Annotated in this window: 17 protein-coding genes and 2 pseudogenes; 10 read left to right on the top strand and 9 right to left on the bottom strand. The window is 74.1% G+C overall.

Annotated elements, in window-relative coordinates:
• Positions 1-40: 40 nt before the first annotated feature.
• From ACFY15_RS08755 to ACFY15_RS08735, 5 genes are all read left to right on the top strand, one after another.
• Positions 41-799 carry a MerR family transcriptional regulator gene (locus ACFY15_RS08755; protein ID WP_390825250.1) on the top strand — a complete coding sequence of 253 codons (759 nt, stop codon included), beginning with the start codon at positions 41-43 and terminating at the stop codon, positions 797-799.
• Between the two features lie 107 nt (positions 800-906).
• A complete protein-coding gene (locus ACFY15_RS08750) occupies positions 907-1,557 on the top strand; it encodes a DUF6230 family protein (protein WP_390825249.1) in 651 nt (216 codons plus the stop codon).
• A complete protein-coding gene (locus ACFY15_RS08745; protein WP_390687039.1) occupies positions 1,548-1,985 on the top strand; it encodes a DUF6114 domain-containing protein in 438 nt (145 codons plus the stop codon). Before ACFY15_RS08750 ends, ACFY15_RS08745 begins: the two co-directional genes overlap by 10 nt.
• Positions 1,982-2,632 (top strand): hypothetical protein, encoded by a 651-nt coding sequence (locus ACFY15_RS08740; protein WP_390687038.1) that lies wholly within the window; start codon positions 1,982-1,984, stop codon positions 2,630-2,632. Before ACFY15_RS08745 ends, ACFY15_RS08740 begins: the two co-directional genes overlap by 4 nt.
• A gap of 54 nt (positions 2,633-2,686) precedes the next feature.
• On the top strand, positions 2,687-2,833 hold the full coding sequence (locus ACFY15_RS08735) for a DUF2087 domain-containing protein (RefSeq protein WP_390687037.1): 147 nt from the start codon (positions 2,687-2,689) through the stop codon (positions 2,831-2,833).
• Here ACFY15_RS08735 and ACFY15_RS08730 read toward each other — a convergent pair.
• The gene (locus ACFY15_RS08730) at positions 2,806-3,567 is read right to left on the bottom strand and encodes a metallophosphoesterase (RefSeq protein WP_390687036.1); all 762 of its coding nucleotides are present in this window, start codon (positions 3,565-3,567) and stop codon (positions 2,806-2,808) included. The genes ACFY15_RS08735 and ACFY15_RS08730 overlap by 28 nt on opposite strands.
• A 226-nt stretch (positions 3,568-3,793) precedes the next feature.
• On the opposite strand from ACFY15_RS08730, the pseudogene ACFY15_RS08725 reads away from it, so the two are divergent.
• A pseudogene (locus ACFY15_RS08725) lies at positions 3,794-4,447 on the top strand (phosphoribosyltransferase); the annotation flags it as partial.
• A gap of 161 nt (positions 4,448-4,608) precedes the next feature.
• Here the strand turns inward: ACFY15_RS08725 and ACFY15_RS08720 are convergent.
• The 6 genes from ACFY15_RS08720 to ACFY15_RS08695 form a co-directional block, all read right to left on the bottom strand.
• Positions 4,609-6,048, bottom strand: coding sequence for a dihydrolipoyl dehydrogenase family protein (locus ACFY15_RS08720; protein ID WP_390825248.1), 1,440 nt, complete (start codon positions 6,046-6,048; stop codon positions 4,609-4,611).
• Between the two features lie 43 nt (positions 6,049-6,091).
• A complete protein-coding gene (locus ACFY15_RS08715) occupies positions 6,092-6,490 on the bottom strand; it encodes a thioredoxin family protein (protein ID WP_390687034.1) in 399 nt (132 codons plus the stop codon).
• A 140-nt stretch (positions 6,491-6,630) separates the two neighbouring features.
• Positions 6,631-8,070: an aldehyde dehydrogenase family protein gene (locus ACFY15_RS08710; protein WP_390825247.1), complete on the bottom strand. Its 1,440-nt coding sequence runs from the start codon at positions 8,068-8,070 to the stop codon at positions 6,631-6,633.
• A gap of 162 nt (positions 8,071-8,232) precedes the next feature.
• Entirely contained in the window at positions 8,233-9,432 is a 1,200-nt protein-coding gene (locus ACFY15_RS08705) for a thiolase family protein (RefSeq protein ID WP_390687032.1), read from the bottom strand.
• A 649-nt stretch (positions 9,433-10,081) separates the two neighbouring features.
• A complete protein-coding gene (locus tag ACFY15_RS08700; RefSeq protein WP_390825245.1) occupies positions 10,082-11,299 on the bottom strand; it encodes an RNA polymerase sigma factor in 1,218 nt (405 codons plus the stop codon).
• A 10-nt stretch (positions 11,300-11,309) separates the two neighbouring features.
• Complete coding sequence (locus ACFY15_RS08695) at positions 11,310-11,717, bottom strand: YciI family protein (protein ID WP_366449065.1); 408 nt, start codon at positions 11,715-11,717, stop codon at positions 11,310-11,312.
• Between the two features lie 239 nt (positions 11,718-11,956).
• Here ACFY15_RS08695 and ACFY15_RS08690 point away from each other — a divergent pair, with 239 nt between their 5' ends.
• Both ACFY15_RS08690 and ACFY15_RS08685 read left to right on the top strand, forming a co-directional pair.
• A complete protein-coding gene (locus tag ACFY15_RS08690; RefSeq protein WP_390687064.1) occupies positions 11,957-13,369 on the top strand; it encodes an amidase in 1,413 nt (470 codons plus the stop codon).
• A 292-nt stretch (positions 13,370-13,661) separates the two neighbouring features.
• On the top strand, positions 13,662-14,966 hold the full coding sequence (locus ACFY15_RS08685; protein ID WP_390687030.1) for a pyroglutamyl peptidase: 1,305 nt from the start codon (positions 13,662-13,664) through the stop codon (positions 14,964-14,966).
• On the opposite strand, the gene ACFY15_RS08680 is transcribed toward ACFY15_RS08685, so the two are convergent.
• Both ACFY15_RS08680 and ACFY15_RS08675 read right to left on the bottom strand, forming a co-directional pair.
• Complete coding sequence (locus ACFY15_RS08680; protein ID WP_390825244.1) at positions 14,950-16,446, bottom strand: cellulose binding domain-containing protein; 1,497 nt, start codon at positions 16,444-16,446, stop codon at positions 14,950-14,952. The genes ACFY15_RS08685 and ACFY15_RS08680 overlap by 17 nt on opposite strands.
• Positions 16,447-16,685: 239 nt before the next feature.
• Positions 16,686-18,106: pseudogene (locus ACFY15_RS08675) on the bottom strand (IS1380 family transposase).
• Between the two features lie 311 nt (positions 18,107-18,417).
• On the opposite strand from ACFY15_RS08675, the gene ACFY15_RS08670 reads away from it, so the two are divergent.
• Positions 18,418-19,197 carry a hypothetical protein gene (locus ACFY15_RS08670; protein ID WP_390687028.1) on the top strand — a complete coding sequence of 260 codons (780 nt, stop codon included), beginning with the start codon at positions 18,418-18,420 and terminating at the stop codon, positions 19,195-19,197.
• Positions 19,198-19,223: 26 nt separating this feature from the next.
• Positions 19,224-22,022, top strand: a complete 2,799-nt coding sequence (locus ACFY15_RS08665) for a TIR domain-containing protein (RefSeq protein WP_390825243.1) — start codon at positions 19,224-19,226, stop codon at positions 22,020-22,022.
• Positions 22,023-22,042 lie beyond the last annotated feature (20 nt).

Below are 22,042 nucleotides of genomic sequence, written 5' to 3'. Positions count from 1 at the left end.
CCTGCCGGTACACCCGCCGGTAGGTCCTACACTCGGCCGCGTGAGCACTGGGGCGGGGACGTACGGCGGGGACGGGCGGCGGCGGTGGCGCCGGGAGGAGGTGGCCCGGGCGGCCGGGGTCAAGGTGCGCAACCTGCGCTACTACCAGGAGCGCGGGCTGCTGCCCCCGCCGCGCCGGGAGGGCCGGATCGCCTGGTACTCCGACGACCACCTGACCCGGCTGCGGCTGATCAGCGACCTGCTGGGGCGGGGCTACACGGTCAACGGCATCGGCGAGCTGCTGGCCGCCTGGGAGCAGGGCGGCGGCCTCTCCCAGCTCCTGGGCCTGGAGCGGGAGATGACCCGGGACTGGGTGCGCGAGGAGCCGGTGACGATGACCCGGGCCGAGCTGCGCGAGCTGTTCGGCCCGGGGGCGACGGCCGAGCACACCCGGCGGGCCGCCGAGCTGGGGTACGTACGGGTCGACGGGGACCGGGTGACGTATCCGAGCCGGCAGCTGCTGGAGGCGACGGTGGCGCTGGTGCGGCAGGGGATGCCACTGGCGGAGATCCTGGACGCCGGGGAGTTCGTGCAGGACCAGGCGGCCGCGCTGGCGGACCGGTTCGTCGGCCTGTTCCGCAGGCATGTGATCGGCCCGGAGGGGCTGGGGCGGCTTTCGGCCACCCAGCTGGATCACGTCCGGGAGGCGGTGGCGGCGCTGCGGCCGGTGGCCGGCGAGGTGGTGGCCACGGAGTTCGCCCGGGCGATGGGGCGGCGGGTGGAGGCGGAGGTCGCCGAACTGCTGCGTACGGAGCAGTAGGAGTCGGCCTAAAGGGTGCACTCGCACAACCTTGCCAACCACCATTGGCACTCTTACATTCAACTCGTCGGTAACAAAGGTGCACAGCCGAGATAAGGGACGATCTCATGGCAGATACACCGTCCTTACCCGTTTTCGATTCTGATGACGAGTCCGCCGGCAGAGTGGACGGCCGGGTCCGCTGGCGCAGGTTCGCGCTGCTGACCGTGCCGGCCGTGGCGGTGACCGCGGGACTGGGCATCGCCCTCGCGCAGGGCGCGCTCGCCGCCTCCTTCGCCGTGTCGGGCCAGCAGTTCAAGGTGTCGGCGACGAGCCTGGAGGGCGAAGGCTTCGCCCAGTACGGCAGCGTCGACGTCAACGCCCGCCAGGAGCTGATCCCGGTGGCCGTCACCGCCATCAAGGAGGCCAAGCTGCACAGCCTCTGCCAGTCGGTGGTCACCACCCTCCCGGTCATCGGGGACATCTCCCTGAACCTGACCGCCGGCCAGAAGGCCCCGGTCGAGGCCTCCAACCTGTTCGTGGACGCCACCCAGCTCGCCGGCGACGCCGAGTTCACGAACATCGAGATCGGGCGCGACGCCTCCACCCTGGACAAAAGCCCGGCCGAGGCGCAGGGCATGCAGGACCTGTTCGCCCAACAGGCGGACAAGGTCAGCATCAGCAACCTCCAGCAGACGGCGTGGGCGACCAACGCCGGCACCTTCAAGCTCTCCGGGCTGAGCATGAACATCAGCAAGGGCAAGAAGGAATGCTTCTGAGCCGCTGGCGGCGGTGGCGGCGCGGCAGGCCCTTCTGGGGCGGCCTCTTCGCCGTTTTGGCCGGGGCGTGGATCTGCGTCCTTCCGCTGGCACCACTGAAGATCATGCTCCAGCAGGGCATCGCGGGGATCCCGTCCGTCCTGATGGGCATCATCATGATCGTCCTCGGTCTGACCGCCTGGCTCTCACCCCGCCAGCGCGCCCTCGCCGGCGTCCTCACCACCCTGATCGCCACCGCCGCGCTGGTCCTGTCGAACCTCGGCGGGTTCCTGATCGGCACCCTGCTCGGCATCCTCGGCGGCGGGCTGATGTTCGCCTGGCAGCCGTACGCCGCCCCACGCGCCGGGGGCTCCGCCGCCCCCGCCCGGCCCTCCCCCGCCGGGAACTCCCCCACTCCGCACCCCGATCCCCAAGGAGCACAGTCATGAGCCGTACGCGTACCGCGCTCGCCCTCGGCATGGCGGCCGCGGCCGCCCTGACGGTGGCCTCCGCCACCGCCACCGCCGCTCCGTTACCGGCGGCCGGGTCGACCACCGTCACTCCGGCCGGACACGCTTTCAAGGCCGCCCTCAGCGGGAAGGCCACCCTGAAGGCCGGTTCGGTCACGGTGACCTGCTCGGTCTCCGTCTCCACCGGCTCGGTGCCCGCCGCCCCCGGCAACCAGAACCCCTCCGGGGCGGTGTCCTCGCCGATCTCCCCGCCCACGTACAGCTCCTGCACGTCCAGCATGCCGGGCGTGACGCCGACCGTGACCACGAGCGGCGCCTGGTCGGTGTCCATGCAGAACGGCTCGCCTGTCACGGCCACCATGACGGTGCCCACCGGCGGCCTGGTCGTGCACACCACGGGGCTGGCCACCTGTACGGTCACCGCGGCCCCCGGCGGCCCGGCGAGCGTCCCGGCCACCTGGGCCAACGGCGCCCCGTCGAGCCTGACCTTCTCGGGCGCGTCCGTCCCGGTGACGGTGTCCGGCGGCTTCGGCTGCCCGACCAGCGCGACCTCGTCCACTTTCAACGCGGTCTACCTGGTCTCCGACACCACCGACCCCGCCCAGCAGATCACCGTCACACCCTGACAGCGGTCCGGTCCGCCGCCGCCTCCCGGTCCGGGGGCGGCGGCGGATATCGCGTTGCCCGGCGCCGGCGAACCGGTCAACGACGCGCTGCGGACCGTGTACGACGACTGCTCCGCGCTGCGGCGCCACCTGATCACCTCGGGGCACCTCACCCGGACCCGGGACGGCGCCGACTACCGGCGGTCGACGACCACCCGGTAGTGGGTGGTCAGCCGTCCGTCCTCACCGATGACGTGGAAGGCGACGGCCGGCGGCTCGTCGAGGTGCACGTGCGGGTCACCCGTCGGTTCCTCCCAGGGGAGGCGCAGGGTGGACACCACCCCGGGCGCGACAAGCAGGGGCCGGCCCGCGAAGGTGGTCGCCGCCGCCGTGTGCGCGTGGCCGCACAGGAAGGCCAGCAGGTGGGGGTGGCGTTCGGCCAGGGCCGCGAGCCGCTCCTCGCCGAACTGCCGGATGTCGTCCACGTACGGGGTGTGCAGCGGGACCGGCGGATGGTGGAAGGCGACCAGGACCGGCACGTCGTGCGGGGTCCCGGCGAGGATCCCGTCGAGCCAGTCGAGGGTGGAATCCTCCAGGCGGCCGTGGTGCTCGCCGGGGACGGAGGAGTCGCACGCCGCGAGGACGAAGCCCTCGCCGCGCAGCACCCGGTCGACTGGTGCGGCGGACGGGTCCTCCTCGCCCAGCAGGACGCGCCGGAAGGCGGTGCGCTCGTCGTGGTTGCCGGGGCAGACGACCAGCGGATGCCGCGAGACGAGCCCCTTGCGGGCCTGCTCGTACTCGGCCGGGGTCCCGTTGTCGGCGATGTCCCCGCTGACCAGGACCGCGTCCAGGTCGTACGGAAGGCCGTCCAGGTACTCCATGACGGCGCGGCTGCGCTCGGCGGCCCGGGGACCCCCGTCGAAGTGGACGTCACTGAGCTGCGCTATCACTATCACGAACGTTGGCTCCTTCGTCGCCGACGGGGGCACGCCTCCGGTCCGGTTCCCGACGAGCAGTCAGTTCCCGTCCCGGGGGCGTGTGTTCGACCTGATCGTTCAACCTACCCGACGGGGCGGGCGGCCGGCGGAGGCGCCCGGGGCTCCGCCTCCGGGGCCCCGGGTTGCGGGAACGCCCCGGACGGTGTTCGTTCGAAGGGGGTACCCGGGACGGGGGTGAGCTGTCATGTCCTCCACCGGCCGGTTCTTCACCGACCGCGCGGACGCGGGGCGCGCGCTGGCGGACGCGCTGCGTCACCTGGCGGGAGCGGACGCCGTCGTCCTCGGGCTGCCCCGGGGCGGTGTGCCCGTGGCATACGAGGTGGCGCGGGCGCTCGGCGCGCCGCTCGACGTGATCGTGGTCCGCAAGCTCGGCGTCCCCGGGCACCGGGAGCTGGGGTTCGGCGCCATCGGCGAGGGCGGGGTGCGGATCGTCAACGAGGACGTCGTCCGCCACAGCCGGGCCTCCCGGGAGGACCTCGAATCCGTCGAGCGCGCCGAGGAGGCGGAGCTCGAACGGCGGGCCCTGCGCTACCGGGAGGGCCGGGCCCGGATGCCGCTCGCCGGGCGGACGGTGGTCGTCGTGGACGACGGGATCGCGACCGGGGCCACGGCCGCGGCCGCCTGCGAGATCGCCCGTGCCTCGGGGGCGGCGCGGGTGGTACTGGCGGCCCCGGTGGCGCCGCCGGAGGCGGTCGACCGGCTGCGCGGGGCCGCCGACGAGGTGGTCTGCCTCTCCGCGCCGCCCGCGTTCCGCGCCGTCGGCGAGTGGTACCGGGATTTCTCCCAGACCTCGGACGAGGAGGTCGTGGCGGTACTGGCGCGGGCGGCGGGCGGCCCGGGCGCCGGTCCGTGACCGTGCCGCTGCCGCCGGCCCCGTGGAGCTCGGGCGCGGTGTTGGACGTCAGCGGGACGTCAGCAGGACGTCAGCCGGTCCTCGCACCTGCGTACCTGAGGGACTGGCCGTCCTTTTCGGCTCCGGAAGAGGCGGCCTGGCTCGGGCTAGCCTCGGTAGGCCTCCAGCAGCCGCAGCCAGACCTCGCTGATGGTCGGGAAGGCCGGCACCGCGTGCCACAGCCGGCCGACCGGGACCTCCCCGACCACGGCGATCGTCGCCGCGTGCAGCAGCTCGGCGGCGCCGGGACCCACGAAGGTGGCGCCGAGGATCACCTCGCGGTCGAGGTCGACGACCATCCGGGCCCGGCCCCGGTAGCCGTCGGCGTACAGGCCGGCACCGGAGACCTTGCCGAGGTCGTGGTCGACGGCGCGCACCCGGCGCCCGGACCGCTCGGCCTCCGCCAGGGTCAGGCCGACGGACGCGGCCTCGGGGTCCGTGAAGACGGCCTGCGGGACGGCCCCGGTGTCGGCGGTGGCGGCGTACGGGCTCCAGCGGCCGGTGTCGGGGGCCGGGGCGCCGTTGCCCCGGGCCGCACGGGCGGCGATGGCGGCCCCGGCGATCCTGGCCTGGTACTTGCCCTGGTGGGTCAGGAGCGCCCGGTGGTTGACGTCCCCGACGGCGTACAGCCAGTCGTGGCCCTCGACCCGGCAGCTCTCGTCGACGCCGATCCAGTCGCCGGGGGTCAGGCCGACCGTGTCGAGCCCGATGTCCTCGGTGCGGGGCGCGCGGCCGGTGGCCATCAGCAGCTCGTCGCCCTCCAGCAGCTCACCGCCCTCCAGGACCACGGTGACGGGGCCCGTCGGCCCGTCCCGTACGACCGCCTCGACGGCCACCCCGGTACGGACGACCGCGCCGGCGGCGGTCAGGGCCTCGGCGACCAGTTCCCCGGCGAAGGGCTCCATTCTCGGGAGCAGCCCGGAGCCGCGGACCAGGACGGTGACCTGCGCGCCCAGCGCCTGCCAGGCGGTGGCCATCTCGCAGGCCACGACGGAGCCGCCGACGATCAGCAGCCGGCCGGGGACGTGCCGGGCGGAGGTGGCCTCGCGGCTGGTCCACGCCCCGGCGCCGTGCAGCCCGGGGAGGTCCGGGACGACGGGCCGGGTGCCGGTGGCGACGACCACGGCGTGCCGGGCGGCGAGGACGTGGTGTACCCCCTCGGGGCTGGTCACGGCGACCTTGCGGATGCCGTAGAGCCTGCCGTGGCCCCGGTACAGGTGCGCACCGATGGAGTCGATCCAGTCGGCCTGGCCGCCGTCCTTCCAGTCGCCCGTCCAGTAGTCGCGGTGCGCGAAGACCGCCTCGGCGTCGAGCGGCCCGGAGACGGCCGCGGCCAGGCCGGGCACCCGGCGGGCGTCGGCGCGGGCCAGCACCGGGCGCAGCAGGGCCTTGCTGGGGATGCACGCCCAGTACGAGCACTCCCCGCCCACGAGTTCGCTCTCCACCAGGGCCGTGCTCAGCCCGGCGGCACGGGTCCGGTCGACGATGTTCTCGCCTGCCGGGCCCCCGCCGAGCACCACGACGTCGTACTCCACCGGTTCGGTCATGCCGCCCAGTGTCCCCGGGGGACGGGGGCCGTGTCCGGCAATCTCAGCCCTCCGGCGTGCCGGGGGCCTCGCCGGGCGCCGCCTGCTGCTGCGCGGCGATCTTCTCGCGGACCTCGTCCATGTCCAGGGCGCGGGCCTGGCCGATCAGGTCGGTGAGCGCGGCCTCCGGCAGGGCGCCGGGCTGGGCGAAGATGGCCACCTGGTCCCGGACGATCATCAGCGTGGGGATCGAGGTGATCTGGAAGGCCGCCGCCAGCTCCTGCTGGGCCTCGGTGTCCACCTTGGCGAACACCAGGTCCGGGTTGCCCTCCGAGGCCTTCTCGTAGACCGGGGCGAACTGGAGGCAGGGGCGGCACCAGCCCGCCCAGAAGTCGATCAGCACGAACGGGTTCTCGCTGACCGTCCGGTCGAAGTTCTCCTTGGTGAGCTCGACTGTAGCCACGGTTTCCTGACCTCCTGATCGCTGCGTCGCCGCGTGTCCTGCGCGTGTCGCGTGTCCTGCGCGGGTCCTGTGCGGGTCCTGCGCGTGTCCTGCTTGAACGAACGGCCGCCCCGTGGCATTCCGCCCCGTGCCGCACGTCCCTAGAACGGGTGACCGGGCGGAGTCCGGCGGACCGTGGTCCAGCGCAGTTCGGTGAAGGCGTCGAGGTTGGCCTCGCCGCCGAACCGGGCGCCCGTTCCGGAGACGCCGACGCCGCCGAAGGGGGCCACCGCCTCGTCGTTGACGGTCTGGTCGTTGACGTGCGCGATCCCGGTCGGTATGCGCTCGGCCAGCTCCAGGCCGCGGGCCGCGTCGCGGGTGACGATGCCCAGGGAGAGCCCGTACGGGCCGGCGGCGGCCAGTGCGACCGCCTCGTCCTCGGTCGCGAAGGAGCGGACGGGGGCCACCGGGCCGAAGACCTCCTCGGTGTAGGCGGGGGTGTCGTCGGAGACCGCCGCCAGCACGGTCGGCCGGTAGAACAGCCCCTCGTGGGTGCCGCCGGCGACGACCTTGGCGCCGCGTTCCACGCTCTCCTCGACCAGGCCGTGGACGCGTTCCAGCTGCGCCCCGTCGAGCAGCGGGCCCAGGTGGACGCGCTCGCGGTACGGGTCCCCGACGGCGAGCGCCTCGGCGCGGGCGGCGAGCCGCTCCACGTACTCGTCGTAGAGCGAGGCGTGGACGAGGTGGCGCCCCGCGGTCATGCAGATCTGGCCCTGGTGGAAGAAGGAGCCCCAGGAGGCCTGCGCGACGGCGGCCTCGACGTCGGCGTCGGCGAGCACGACGAGCGCCGAGTTGCCGCCCAACTCGAGGTGCGCCCGCTTGAGGTGACGTCCCGCCAGTTCGCCGACGGCCCGGCCGGCGGCGGTGGACCCGGTGAAGGAGACGACGCGTACGCGGGGGTCGGCCACCACCGCGGCACCCGTCCCGGCGCCGCCGGGCAGGACGTGGAGCAGCCCGGCCGGGAGTCCGGCGGCGGCGAACACGGCCGCCAGGGCGAGGCCTCCGCAGACGGCCGTCCGGCGGTCCGGCTTGAGCAGGACCGCGTTGCCGAGGGCGAGGGCGGGCGCGACGGAGCGGATGGAGAGGATCAGCGGGGCGTTGAAGGGCGCCACCACCCCGACCACCCCCGCCGGGACGCGGCGGGTGTAGGAGAGCCGGGGCGCCTCGCTGGGCAGTACCTGCCCGGCCGGGCGCGAGGCCAGCGCGGCGGCCTCGTAGCACTCCTGGGCGGCGACGTGCAGCTCGAAGTCGGCCTTGCCGGGGATGGAGCCCGACTCCCGGACCAGCCAGTCCCGCAGCTCGCCGGCGTGCGCCGCGAAGAGGTCCCCGGCCCGGCGCAGCACGGCCGCCCGCTCCGGGTGGGGGGCCCGCGCCCAGTCGCGCTGCGCGGCCCGCGCCCGTACGGCCGCCTCCGCGACGTCGGCGGGGGCGGCCAGGTCGAGCGTGGCGAGGGTACGGCCGGTCGCGGGTTCGACGACCGGGGCCGTACCGCCGGTGAGCGTGGGTCCGTCCTGCCAGAGTGTCGGGTCGAGCAGCGGCATGGCGCGGGGCCTCCGGAGGGGTGGGCGGGGCGGGGGGCGGCGGTGGCAGGCGCCATCGTGCCAGACCTCGGTCTCCGGATTCTGTTCGGTTATTGGGCAGTTGACCCGCCGCCCTGTCCGGAAACGATCGCCGGCCGGCCCGTGCCCTGACGGGGCGGCCGGTCAGCGTTCCAGGACCAGGGCGATCCCCTGGCCGACGCCGATGCACAGCGCCGCCATGCCGGTGCCGGAGCCCGCCGCCGCCAGCTGGTGCGCGACGGAGCCCGCGAGCCGCGCCCCCGAGGCGCCGAGGGGGTGCCCGATGGCGATGGCGCCGCCGCGCGGGTTGACCACGGCGGGGTCCAGCTCCGGCCAGGCCGCCAGACAGCCCAGCGCCTGGGCGGCGAACGCCTCGTTGAGCTCGAAGGCGGCCAGGTCGCGGAGGTCGCGGCCGGCCTTGCCGAGGGCCCGCTGGACGGCGTCGACCGGGCCGAGGCCGAAGAGCTGCGGCTCGATGCCTGTGACGGCGGAGGCGCCGATCCGGGCGAGCGGCTCGCGGCCGGTGGCGGCCAGGCCCGCCTCGTCGGTGAGGAGGAGGGCGGCGGCGCCGTCGTTGAGGGGGGAGGCGTTGCCGGCCGTGACGGTGCCGGACCCGTCCGTCCGGAAGGCCGGCTTGAGGCGGGCCAGAGCCTCGGGGGTGGAGCCCTCGCGGATGCACTCGTCGCGCAGCAGGTCCACGCCGGGGTACGGGACGACCTCGTCGTCGTACAGGCCGGCCGTCCACGCCGCGGCGGCCTTGCGGTGGCTGTCGAGGGCGAAGGCGTCCTGGGCCTCGCGGGTGATGCCGTGCTTCTCGGCGATGAGCTCGGCACCCTCGCCGAGCGAGCCGGTCCACTCCGCGGGCATGCGGGGGTTGGTCATCCGCCAGCCGAGGGTGGTCGACCACATCTGCTGGTGCCCGGCGGGGTGCGCGCGCTCGGGCTTCTGCACCACCCAGGGGGCGCGGGTCATCGACTCGACGCCGCCGGCGATGACCACGGAGGCGTCGCCGAGGGCGATGGCGCGGGCCGCCTGGATCACGGCTTCGAGGCCGGAGCCGCACAAACGGTTGACGGTGGCGCCGGGGACGCTGACCGGCAGCCCGGCGAGGAGCACCGCCATACGGGCCACGTCGCGGTTGTCCTCGCCCGCGCCGTTGGCGTCCCCGAAGACCACGTCGTCGATGCCGGCCGGGTCGAGGTCGGGGGTCCGGTCGACGAGGGCGCGGACGACGTGGGCCGCGAGGTCGTCGGGACGGACTCCGGCGAGGGCGCCGCCGAACTTGCCGATGGGGGTGCGGACGGCGTCGACGACGTAGACGTCGCGGACGGTGCGGATGCTCATGGGGGCTCTCCTGGCGACTCCGTACGGTCGGCGGCGCGCCGGCGCCGATGTGGGCACCGGGCCGCACCGCCGGGCACGCCCGGTGGGGCGCGCCCGCAGTCTCCGCCGCGGCGTCACCGCGTGTCAACGGGTCCCCGCAGTCGGCCGCTGTCCTGGCCGTCGGCGAAGTCCGGCCCCGCCCGGGGGCACCGCCCGGCGGTAGCCGGGGGAGTTCGGGACGCCGGGGTCGGGCGAGGCCCGGGGAACGGGGGGAGGGCGGGGCGGGGAGCGGCCCCACGCAGCGGGACCCCGGACCGGTCAGGCCGAGTCCAGCAGCACTGCGTGGTCGTCGTACGCGAACACCGCGTCCAGCCCCAGCCCCCCCCCCCCCACCGCGCGGCCGGCGCCGCCGCCGACTCCTCGGTGTAGGCCAGGTCCAGCGGGACGACCTCCGCGTGCGGCGTCGAGCGGGCCCCCGCCGGCCGGGGCCCGGAGAACAGGTCCAGGTCCGGTTCCTCCGGTACGACCAACCCCGGTCCGGTGGCGGCCCCGTGCGACCAGGTGGGCGGCGGCCCGGGCGCCGGCCGGGACGTGCGAGGTGGGCAGCAGCACGATCCGGGTGTGTCCGGCGCGCAGGCTGCGGGCGGCGGCGTGCGGGACGCAGCCCGGTTCAGACGGGGCCGGCCGGCCCCGCGTTGAGGCGGGCCGCCTGCCGGGTGAGGTGGGCCCGCTCGGCCAGGTTCGGGGCCTGGTGGGCGGCCTGCGCGTAGAGCCGCGCGGCGCCGGCCCGGTCGCCGTCGCACTCGTGCAGCCAGGCGGCGACGGCGGTGTGGCGGGGCAGTGCGGGGTCGAGCCCGGCCAGCGCGGCGAGGCCGGCGCGCGGCCCGTCGGCCTCCCCCACGGCCACGGCCCGGTTGAGGCGGGCGACGGGGCTGTCGGTGAGGCGGACGAGTTCGTCGTACCACTCGACGATCTGCGGCCAGTCGGTCTCCGCGGCCGTGGGGGCGTCGGCGTGGAGGGCGGCGATGGCGGCCTGGGCCTGGTACTCGCCGAGCCGGTCGCGGGCCAGCGCGCCGTGCAGGATCTCGATGCCCTCGGCGATGGCCGCCGTGTCCCAGCGGCCGCGGTCCTGTTCGGCGAGCGGGACCAGGCTGCCGTCGGGGGCGATCCGGGCGGCGCGGCGGGCGTGGTGGAGGAGCATCAGCGCGAGCAGTCCGGCCGGTTCGGGGTGGTCGACGACGGCGGCGAGCCGGCGGGTGAGGCGGATGGCCTCGGCGGCGAGGTCGACGTCCCCCGAGTACCCCTCGTTGAAGACGAGGTAGAGGACGCGCAGCACGGTCCCGACGTCGCCGGGCCGGTCGAGCCGGACGCCGGAGACGGTCCGTTTGGCGCGGCTGATGCGCTGCGCCATGGTCGCCTCGGGCACGAGGTAGGCGCGGGCGATCTGGCGGGTGGTGAGGCCGCCGACGGCCCGCAGCGTGAGGGCGACGGCCGAGGAGGGGGAGAGGGCGGGGTGCGCGCACAGGAAGTAGAGGCCGAGGGTGTCGTCGGTGTCGGACGCGGGGCCCGGCTCCGGTTCGCGGTGGACGAGGTCCTCGCGGCGCCGGCGGGCGGCGTCGGCGCGGGTCGCGTCGAGCAAGCGGCGCCAGGCGGCGGTGACGAGCCAGCCCCGCGGGTCGCGGGGCGGGTCGGCGGGCCAGGCGCGGACGGCGTCGAGGAGGGCCTCCTGCACGGCGTCCTCGGCCGTCGCGAAGTCGACGCCGCGCCGGACGAGGATGCCGAGGACGGCCGGGGTGAGCTCCCGCAGCAGGGTCTCGTCGACGGGGTGCGGCGGGGCCCCGCCCGAGACGGCGGGGTCCGGGGCGGGGCGGGGGCGGGGGGCGGTCATCGGGGGCCGGTCACTCCGTGATCGTGGGCGGCTCGGACATGAAGGGGCGCAGCTCCAGCCACTCGTGGATGGGCCGGCCGCCCGCGCCGGGGGCCGCCGACAGCTCGGCCGCGAGCTCCAGGGCCCGGTCGTGGGTGTCCACGTCGATCACCATCCAGCCGGCGATCAGGTCCTTGGTCTCGGCGAACGGGCCGTCGGTGACGGGCGGGCGCCCCTCGCCGTCGTAGCGGACCCAGGTGCCCTCGGGGGCGAGGGCCTGGGCGTCGACGAACTCGCCGGTCTCCTCCAGCTTCGCGGCGAAGTCGCGCATGTACCGGATGTGCGCGGAGACCTCCTGCGGGGTCCAGCGGTCCATGGGGACGTCGTTGCTCGGGGCCGGGGCGCCGCGGTAGTGCTTGAGCAGCAGGTACTTGGCCATGACGGTTCTCCTCGATCCGGTCCGACGCGTCCATTCTGGCCGCGCTCACCCCTGGGACGGAGCCGGCGCCGCGTTCTCGACATGTCCGCCGAAGATTCTTTCCGGACCGGGGAGAACGCCTCGGGGGCACGCGGACGGGGCCGGGCCTGGTCCTGGCGGGCCCTTTCCCCTTACCGTCGGCATTACCGGTCGGTAGGGGGAGGTTGTCCGTGGGGGACGTCGTGTCGGGGCTCGGGGAGATGGCGGTTGCGCTGGCCGAAGGGCAGGTGACGGCGCGGCAGTTGACGGAGCGTTCGCTCGCGCGGATCACGGCCTCGCAGTCCTCCCTCAACGCCTTCCGGATCGTCCGCGCCGAGGCCGCGCTCGCCGAGGCCGAGGCCGCCGACCGGCGGCTGGCCCGCGGGGAGCGGCTGCCGCTGCTGGGCGTGCCCGTCGCCGTCAAGGACGACATGGACGTCGCCGGGGAGCCGACGGCGTTCGGGTGCGCGGGGGACTTCCCGCCGAAGCGGGCCGACGGCGAGGCGGTGCGCCGGCTGCGTGCGGCGGGGGCGGTCGTCGTGGGCAAGACGCAGACGCCCGAGCTGGGCCAGTGGCCCTTCACCGAGGGGCCCTCCTTCGGCGCGACCCGCAACCCTTGGGACACGGCGTACACCCCGGGCGGCTCCTCGGGGGGTTCGGCGGCGGCCGTGGCGGCGGGGCTGGTGCCGGCGGCGCTCGGATCCGACGGGGCGGGTTCGGTGCGGATCCCCGCGGCCTGGACGCACCTGGTGGGGGTGAAGCCCCAGCGGGGGCGGATCTCGACGTGGCCGGAGCCGGAGGCCTTCCACGGCCTGACGGTCAACGGCGTGCTGGCCCGTACGGTCGCGGACGCGGCGCTGCTGCTGGACGCGGCGAGCGGTCCGGCCCCGGGGGACCTCCACCGCCCCGCCCCGGTGTCGGCGGTCGAGGCGGCCGGGCGGCCGCCGGGCCGGATGCGGATCGCGCTGTCCTTCGGGACGGCCTTCACCGCCACGACGGGCAAGTCCTGCGACCCCGTGGTGCGTTCGGCCGTGGAGCGGCTGGCCGGACGGCTGGAGGAGCTGGGGCACGAGGTGGTGCCGGAGGACCCCCGCTACGGCCCGATCGGCCTCACCTTCGCCCCCCGCGCGACCGCCGGCGTGAGGGAGCTGGCGGAGCGGGCGCCCGACCCCCGCCTGCTGGACCCGCGCACGCACGGGGCGGTGCGCACGGGGCGGCTGCTGGGCGGGACGGCACTGCGGGTCTCACGGTGGGCCGAGGCGGCACTGCGCCACCGGGTCGGGGAGCTGTTCGGCCGCTTCGACGCGGTGCTCACCCCGACGACGGCCACGGGACCGCTGCGGATCGGGGCCCTGGCGGGGCTGGGGGCGCTGGCCACGGACCGGGCGATGATCGCGGCCTGCCCTTACGCCTGGACGTGGAACGTCCTGGGCTGGCCGGGCATCAGCGTCCCGGCGGGCTTCACCCCGGACGGGCTGCCGGTCGGCGCCCAGCTGCTGGGCCCGGCGGACTCGGAGCCGCGGCTGCTGTCGCTGGCGGCGCAGCTGGAGGCGGCGGAGGGCTGGGCGGCGCACTGGCCGCCGGCGGCGACCGGCGCGAGCCGGCCCACCAGACCGGCGTTTGACGGCGGTTGAAGGCGGCGGCCCCCACCGACACTGCCTTGACCGTCCGCACACCCGGTCCGCCCATGCTCACGGCGACCTGATCCACACCGTGATCGCCAGGGAGCGCACACGATGAGCGTGCAGGACGACAAGCGGGCGGTACTGAGCCTCTTCACCGCCGGTCAACGAGCGGCACACCGAGGACCTGCCCCCGTACACGGCGCAGGACGTGGTCGACCACAACCAGATCATCCACGGCGGCCCGCAGGGCCGCGCGGGCGTACTGCCGGGACTCCGCACCCTCTGTGTAATGTCACACGGCATGATGCTCTTACGCCGCGCGGCGCTCGCCGCCGCCCTCCTCGGGGTCACCGCCCTCCTGCCGGCCACCGCCGCCCGTGCGGACACCCCGCCCGCCTGCCCCGCCGCCCCCGGCGCGCAGGCAGCCGCCCGGCCCGACGCCGAGCAGGGCCGGCTGTCCGACCCTCGGGCCGCCGCCTTCCCGGAGCACGCCGGGCTCGACGGCTTCGTCCGCCGCTTCCCGGCCGCGCTGTGCGGCGTACGCGACGCCGCCGGGGCGCAGCGGCTGGTCGGGGCGTGGGGCGAGGCCCTGTGGCAGGCCGCCGTGAACCGGGCGCAGGGGCGCCGGCCCGGCGGCGACCTGCCCGACCGCGACGACCGGCCGCTCTACTGGACCCGGCTCGCGATGACCGCCCGGCTCGACGCCTGGCGGCCCGGGTTCGCGGTGGACCGGGCGGCGCTGAAGTCCCGGTTCGAGGACGCCTCGCGCGGCCTGACCGACAACGGGTTCCGCGGCACCCGGGGCGTACGGCGGATCTTCGTGAGCGGCTTCGACCCCTTCGGCCTGGACACCGAGCTGCGCCGGGCCAACCCCTCCGGCTCGGCCGCCCTCCAGCTCAACGGACGCCGCGTCACCCTGACCGACGGCACCACCGCCGAGATCCGGGCCGTCGTCCTGCCCGTCCGCTACGCCGACTTCGACGCCGGGATCGTCGAACGGGCCTACGGACCCCGGCTGGCGGAGGGCCCCCGCTCCGCCGACATGATCACCAGCATCAGCCAGGGCTACCCCGGCCTCTTCACCCTGGAGGCCTGGGCGGGCCGCAACCGCTCCGCCGACCCGTACCCGGACAACGTCCGGGCCCTGTCGGGCGGAACCCGCGAGAACCCGGCCACCGCGCCGGGCCTCGGCCCCGGGGCGGAGTTCCTGCGCACCAGCCTGCCCACGGACGCCATGACCGCGGTCCAGGCGCCCTACCCCGTACGGCTCAACACCGCCGTGACCGAGATACCGGCCGGGTCGGCGACGCCGGTGGACCGCGAGGACGGACCGACGCCCGGCTCCCGCGCCGTCGCGGGCGGGGGCGGCGGCTACCTCTCCAACGAGGTCGCCTACCGCTCCAACCGGCTCCGGCTGGAACTGCGCCCGGGCCTGCCCGGCGGCCACCTCCACACCCCCGTCCTGACCGGCCTGCCCGCCGAGGCCGACCGGCTGACCGGGCCGGAGTTCGAGGGGAACGAGGCCGCGATCACGGCGCAGGTGCTGGAGGTCCTCAGGTCTTCGGGCGGCCCCGCCCCCGCTCCCCCCTCTAGCGCAGGGCGCTGAACGCCTTGGTGAAGGCCAGCGGCTGCTGGAGGACCGAGCTGCACGTGGCGTCCGCGTGGTCCAGGGTGCCCGCGGGGCACTGCTTGTCGCGGGCCGCGGACCACATGGCCAGCCGGCCGATGCCCTTCGCCGAGGCGAACTCGACGAGCTGCGTCGCGTCGGAGACCGAGAAGACCTCCGACGCGACGTCGTTGACGCCGATCATCGGGGTGACGGCCACGGCCTTCCAGGCCGCCTGGTCGGACAGTCCGAGGACCCCCTTCAGCTGGGCCTGGGTCGCCGTCGCGGCCTGGACGGCGTACTGCCCCATGTCCCCGGCGTACGCCGGGCCGTAGTCCATCGCCATGATGTTGACCGAGTCGATCCGCACACCGTTCCTGCGGGCGTCGGAGAGCAGCGCCACGCCCGGCTGGGTCAGCCCCTCGGGCATCACGGGCAGGGTGAACGCCACGTCCAGGCCGGGGTGGGACTTCTGCAGCCGGGCTATGGCCTGGGCGCGGCGGACGTTGGCGGCGGTGTCGGGCAGGGCCGCGCCCTCGATGTCGAAGTCGACCTTGGTGAGCCGGTACTGGTCCACGACCTTGCCGTACGCCGCCGCGAGCTCGTCGGCACTCGCGCAGTTGAGCGCCAGCTCGCGGCCGGCCGCCCCGCCGAACGACACCCGGACGTCGCCGCCCTTGGCGCGCAGCGCCCCGATCTGCCCGGCCACCTTGTCGCCCGCCAGGTCGGTGACACCGCCCCACATCGGGGTGCAGCCGGCGCCGGCGGTGACGAAGGCGAGGTGGAACTCCTTGACGCCGGCGCGGCTCACGGTGTCGAGCAGGTCGTAGGCCGGGTAGAGGGAGGTGTCCACGTACGGGGCGAAGCGCGCGCCGCCGCCGGGCGCCGGCGCCGGCGCGGTCGCGGTGGGCCTGCCGGTGGGGGCGGCCGTCGGCGAGGCGGAGGCGGTCGCCGTGGGCGTGGCCGTGGGAGCGGCCGAGGCGGTCGGGGCCGGGGTCGGCAGGGTGGTGGGCCGGCCGCTGGGCTGCGGGGTGGCGCTCTGGTCGACGGAGCACTTGACGCCGTTGATCAGGCATCCCTTCGGGCTGCCGGGAGCGCCGGGCCCGCTCGCGACGAACCCGACGGTGACGGAGGCCCCGGGCGCGAGCTCCCGGTTCCAGCTCGCGGGCTTCACGGTGACGCGCTGCCCGTCGACGGTGTGGGTGCCGTTCCACAGGGAGTCGATCCTGGTACCGGCCGGCAGCTCGAACTGGAGGGTCCAGTCGGCCTGGGCCCGGTCGGTGCCGTTGGTGATGACGTACTGGCCGGTGTAACCGCCGCTCCAGGAGCTGGAGGTGGTGTACACGGCGCCGACGGCGGTGGCCTGTGCGGTCCCGGTGAACGCGAGGGCCGCGCCACCGATCACCGCCGCCACCACGATCGCGCCCGCCGCCTTCACCCTGCCGTTGACCTTGCGACGGTGACCGGTCGTGCTGCCCATGACGTGCCTGCCTCTGTTACTGGGGAGTCGGTATGCGGCAGCACGCTAGCCGCCCCGAAACGGACAATCCCCCCTCCCGGGACACCATCCACGAACCTTAGCCTCGCCGTTTCAGTTGGCGTTGCTGGGCGGCTGAGCGAGGTTGTTTGCGGCCGTGTCGGCCGGTGGACATGCTGAGGGCCCGACGCCGGGTCGGGTTCTCCGAGGTCCTTGAGTCGGGGGTGGGCGGGGACGGCGAGTCAGCTGGCGGGACGGGGCAGTGCGGCCAGGCGGTGGAATGCGGCTGCGAGTTCATGTCGCCAGGGACAGGTTGCCGATATCCGAAGGCGGAGGCGGCGGCCGCCCCGGGTGATCGGGCGGCGACGTGCAGGATCCGGTAGCGGAGTTTCTTGGGTTCGGCAGCCGCGAGTTCGCCGTCCAGCAGGAGGACGCGGGTCCAGGCGAGGAGGTCGATCGCGGCGAGGCTGAGTTCGAGCCAGGCGGCGTTGACCGGGAAGCGGCGGGAGGGGAAGCGGCCGAAGCCGGTGGTCTTGCCGCACCGGATGTGGTCCTCGACGGTGGCGTGTTGGCGGTGGCGGACCTCCAGGAACTGGGCCGGGCCGGAGGTGAAGGGGGTGTCGGTGAGGAAAACCTGGTGCCGCAGGCCCTCGTCCTGGTCGAACAGCGAGAGCTGGGCTCCGGGATGGGGACGTTCGCGGCGGACGATGATGCGGGTGCCGGCCGGGTAGCCGGCGAGGTCGGCCAGGCCGGTCAGTTCGGCGACCTCGGCGCCCTCGCGCAGCGTGCCGTCCTGGTCCAGGGCGGGGTGCCAGACCTGCTCGGGCAGGGCCCGGATCGCGCGGCGGACCGGCTCGGTGATGGCGTATCCGACCGAGAAGAAGGTGCGGATTCCGCGTGTCCGCAAGTCTCGGACGTGGGTGAGGAAGGCTTTCGCGGATCCGGCGCTGTCGGTGCGGACGAGGATGTCGGTGCCGTGCCGTTGGGCGTCGGGGATCTGCGCGAGAGCGTCGTCCAGCACCGCGATGTGATCAGCGGCGGTATTGGCTCCGGCGTTCCCGGGCCGAAGTCGCCCGGACAGGCCCTCGCCGGTGTTGGCCAGGAAACACAGCAGGGGGTGGAACCCGAAGCCGCCTTTGTAGGTGGGCGCGGCCGCCTCCTTCTCGGAATGGCAGGTCACCAGCGTGGCGTCGAGGTCCAGGACCAGGCCGGGCACTTCCCGCCCGCCGGCTTTCGCCGCTGGTATCCCTGAGCGGGTCTCGCATGCCTGCAGCCAGGCCACTTCCCGGGCCTGAGCGCGGGCCGAGCGTAGACGGTCCAGTACGCGTTCGTCGACGGCGGCCAGCAGCCGCCAGGCCGTCGGCGTGGAGGCGACCGGACCGAACACCTCGCTCTGGTCACGCAGCACGGCCAGATCCGTGATGGCCTCGCCGCCATCAGCCACCATCACCGCGAGGTCGGTGGCGATCCGCCCCGGGTCATGACCAGTGCCGCGTGGACGAAGCGGCCTCAGTACGGTGGAGTACGCGCTGGTCAGCCCGGTGGCATCGGCAAGATCAGCCAGCAACCGTGCTCCGGCGTGACCAACCACCCCCGCACCGTCAGCAGAGACATAGAGCCTGGGACGCGAACCGATACCCTGCACGCAGAAAGTGCCTTCCAGCTGGACCGACAGAACCCCTCGACAAGGTTCATCGTCCCAGCTCAGAAGGCACTTTCGCTTTACCACACAGAATCCGGACCCACGCCAACTGAAACGGCGAGGTTAGGCTCCGCTTAAGGCGGGCATAGGGAGGACCTCAGGCGGCGCATACCGGACGGCACGATGAGACGTACGGCCCGGCGGACACCCCATTCCCCCGTCGGCACCAACGGTGAGTACATCGAGGTTGCGAGGTGCGGTACTTCCATATCGCCTTCACCCAACCGGTGTTGGGGATATGTTTGCCTCACAGGCGAGGTACGGGGGAGCCGATGAGTGCACGATCAGAGCGTTCCGGAGCCCGGCCGGGATGGCGCCGGGGCAACTCGGGAACGACCGTCCGGCTGGTCGCGGCGACGGCCATCGGCGCGCTGACGGGGCTTGCGGTCTTCAGCCTCACCGAGGTGACCGGCCGCATCCTGTTCGTGGTCACCGGCGGCATCGCGGGGGCACTGACCGTCCTCGTCCTGCACTGGTATCAGCGCACCGCCCGCCTCACCGAGGTGAAGGTGACCATCCCACAGCTGAGCGAACTTACGTTCGCCGTCAACAACGATGCCCGCCAGGTCGCCTGGCAGATGTTCGTGGAGACCGTGACACGGGTGTCCACCCAGCCGCTGGCCAGCGACCAGGGAGTGCTCCGGGAGGCACTGACCTCCCTGTACGGGCTCTTCGCCACGACACGCGAAACCCTGAAGACCTCCCGCCCTTCGGCCCCGGTACCGGGCGGGCAGACGGTCGAGTCCCTCGCCATCACCATGCTCAACCGCGAGCTGAGGCCCTTCCTCTCGCAGTGGCATCCCCGGCTGAGGGAATTCGAACTGGCCCACCCCGGGGGCCCCGAGTCCTCGTGGGAGCAGAGCGCTGCCTGCCGCGCGGAGCTGCAGCGGGTCCAGAGCGAACTCCACTCGTACGCAGTAGGCTTCGCCCGCCTGGCCGGCGTACGGGATGCGGAGTCACTGATCCGGCCCGTACCCGGACCGCGCATCCCCTCCGACCCGCCGGAGGGCGTCGGAGGGCCGGCGACCGGCTCGGCCCGCGAAGCGCGCTGAACATCGCGGGCGGGGGAGACACTGCGGTGAGCCGACGTCAGGACGGGGCATTCGAATACGACGCTTTCGTCTCGTACAGCCACGCCTGGGACAAGGACCTGGCGAAAGCCTTCCAGAACCGATTACAGACCTTCGACCGCCCGTGGTACCGACCCAGAAGTCTGAAGCTCTTCCGTGACGAGACCAACCTCGCGGCAAGTCCGCACCTTTGGGCGGAGATCGAGCGGGGACTGGCCCGGTCACGGTGGCTCGTGCTCATGGCCAGTCCGGCCGCCGCGGCCTCTCCCTGGGTCCGTGCCGAGATCCACTGGTGGCTCACCCACCGTTCGGTGGACACCCTGCTCATCGCCTGGACCGAGGGCACGCTCGTCTGGGACCCCGGGCGGAGGACCTTCGACTGGTCACGGACCGACGCCCTTCCGCACGAGGAGCTGGCGCACGCGTTCACCGACGAGCCGCGCTGGGTGGACCTGCGCTGGCTACGGCATCAGGGTGGCGCCACGGCGGCCGACCCGCGGCTGATCGAATGCGCGGCGGAGTTCGTCGCCCCCCTGACCGGGAGGTCCAAGGACGAGCTGATCGGCGACCACCTGCGCCAGCACCGCCGGACCGTCCGTACGGTGAGGGCCACGATCGCGGTCCTCACCACGTTGCTGCTCACCGCGGTGGCCGGCGGAATCACCGCCTACGACCAGCGCAACGAGGCCTTGGCCCAGACACTGGTGGCACAGTCCCGGCAGCTCGTGGCGGAAGCCAGGTCGATCCAGGACACTCAGCCCGACCTGGCGCGCCAACTGCTCGTGCAGGCCTACCGGCTCGCACCGACCGCCGAGGCGACGGGGGCGCTGGTCGAAAGCGGAGCACTGCCCCGTGTCATCCGTGCCCCCGGATCCACCCGCGCGGCCGCCTACAGCAGTCAAGGGGTGCTGGCGCTGGCGGGCGGCGAAGTAGGGTTGCTCGAACCAACCACCGGAGGTCCTCTCACGCCGTTGGACGTGCCGCAGGGCTATCCGACCGCAGTCGCCTTCAGTGCGGACGGACACCTGCTGGCGGTGGGGACGCGCGAGGGCGAGGTGCGGCTCTTCGATGTGGCCTCGGGCCGTCGGCCCAGCTCCGTGAGCGTGACGTCCGCGACGGCCGGTCCAGTGAACACCCTCGTCTTCACCACGGACGGAAAGCTGTTCGTCCTGGCGGACAAGGGAGGCACCGTCCTCGACGCGAAGGACCCGTCCCACCCGGCTCCGATCGGACCCCTGCCCGGCGCCACCGTGGCCGCGAGCCCCACGGGCAATCTGATCGCCACCCAACAGGAAGAGGGAGTCCTGAGCCTGTGGGCGGTGTCCGCCACCGCGCAACTGCGATTGTCGGCTACCGTCACCACCCCTCCGGTCGGGGGGATGTTCCCCTCGTTTCAGTACGTGGCGTTCAGCGCGAACGGTCAAGTCCTCGCCCTAGGCAGCAGGGACAACCGGGTGCGCTTGTGGGACGTTGCGGACCCCGCGCATCCGGTCGTCCGGCCGGACCTGCAGGTGAAGTCAACGCTCGGAGTCGTCGCGGTCGCGTTCTCTCCGGACGGGACGACGCTGGCCACCGCCGGTGACCAGGGGGTGGTCGAGCTCTGGAACGTTTCCGACCCGACCCGTCCCCGCTCCGGCGCCCGCCTCGGCGGACACGCGGTGTCCGTCGACGCCCTCGCTTTCGGTCCGGGCGGGCGGACCCTGGCTTCGGTCAGCTCCGATGTCCCGCGGTCCGGCAGCCCACCGGCCAATGACACGGTGCGCCTGTGGCCCTTGTCGGGCGACGAGCGGAGCTCGGCCGTCGTCAACCTGCCACTGGCGGGAGGGTACCCGCCCGCCTTCAGCCCCGACAGCAGCCTGTTGGCCTCCGGCATACCCACCCAGGTGTGGCGGGTGGACGGCCGCAACGGGCCCCGCCTCGAGTCCACATTGGAGACGTACAGAATCGGCGGCCAGGCCGTGGCCTTCGGTCCAGACGGGCACACCGTGACCTCCGGCATCCCGGCCGTCACATGGGACACCACCGACCCCGCACGCCCAAACCTCCTGACCTCGGGGGTTTCACGGTCCGACGGAGCGCAGGCCATCGCCTTCAGCCCGTCGCTCCCGATCGTGGCCATGGGCTCGCTGGGCAAGCCAGTGCAACTGTGGGACATCGCCGACCGGGCGCGACCGACCCTGCTGGCGACGCTCGACGACACCTCCCCGGTTCACCAGGCCCTCGGTTTCAGCTCGGACGGCGAGCTCCTCGCGACACTGAGCGGCCACGGCTCCGTACGGCTCTGGAGCGTCCGGGAGCACGCCCAGCCGACGACCGAAGGGAAGATCGAGATCTCCGGCGCAGCGGCGAACTCCTTGGCATTCGGCCCCCATGGCCGCACCCTGCTCGTCGGTGACGACCACGGATCGGTCACCTCTTGGAACCTCGACCGCCCTGGCCGGCCGAGGCGCCTGGGCACCTCCGACCGTCACACCGGAGCGGTGGAAGGGCTGGCCTACCACCCCGGCGGAGCACTCGCGGCCAGCGCGGGCGAGGACGGCCTCATCCGACTCTGGGCGGTCGGCGACCTGGCACGGCTCGTCGAAGTCACCTCGCTCAGCGACGGAAACAGCCTGGCTTCTGCCGTATCGCTCGCCTTCAGCCCGGACGGACGGCGCCTGGCCGGCAGCGGAACACGGGGCGTGCAGTTATGGACGGTCGACCAGACCGCCATCCTGCGGCGTCTGTGCGCGGAGTCCATCCCCATCACACGCGGCCAGTGGGCGCAGTACCAGCCCGGCCGCGACTACGACCCTCCCTGCGCCTGAACGCCGGAGGACGGAGAGCA

Origin of the sequence: Streptomyces sp. NPDC001373, from assembly GCF_042895815.1 — a bacterium.
GTDB lineage: Bacteria > Actinomycetota > Actinomycetes > Streptomycetales > Streptomycetaceae > Streptomyces.
The sequence above is the reverse complement of the archived record's forward strand: the minus strand, read 5'-3'. Positions and strand labels throughout refer to the sequence as shown.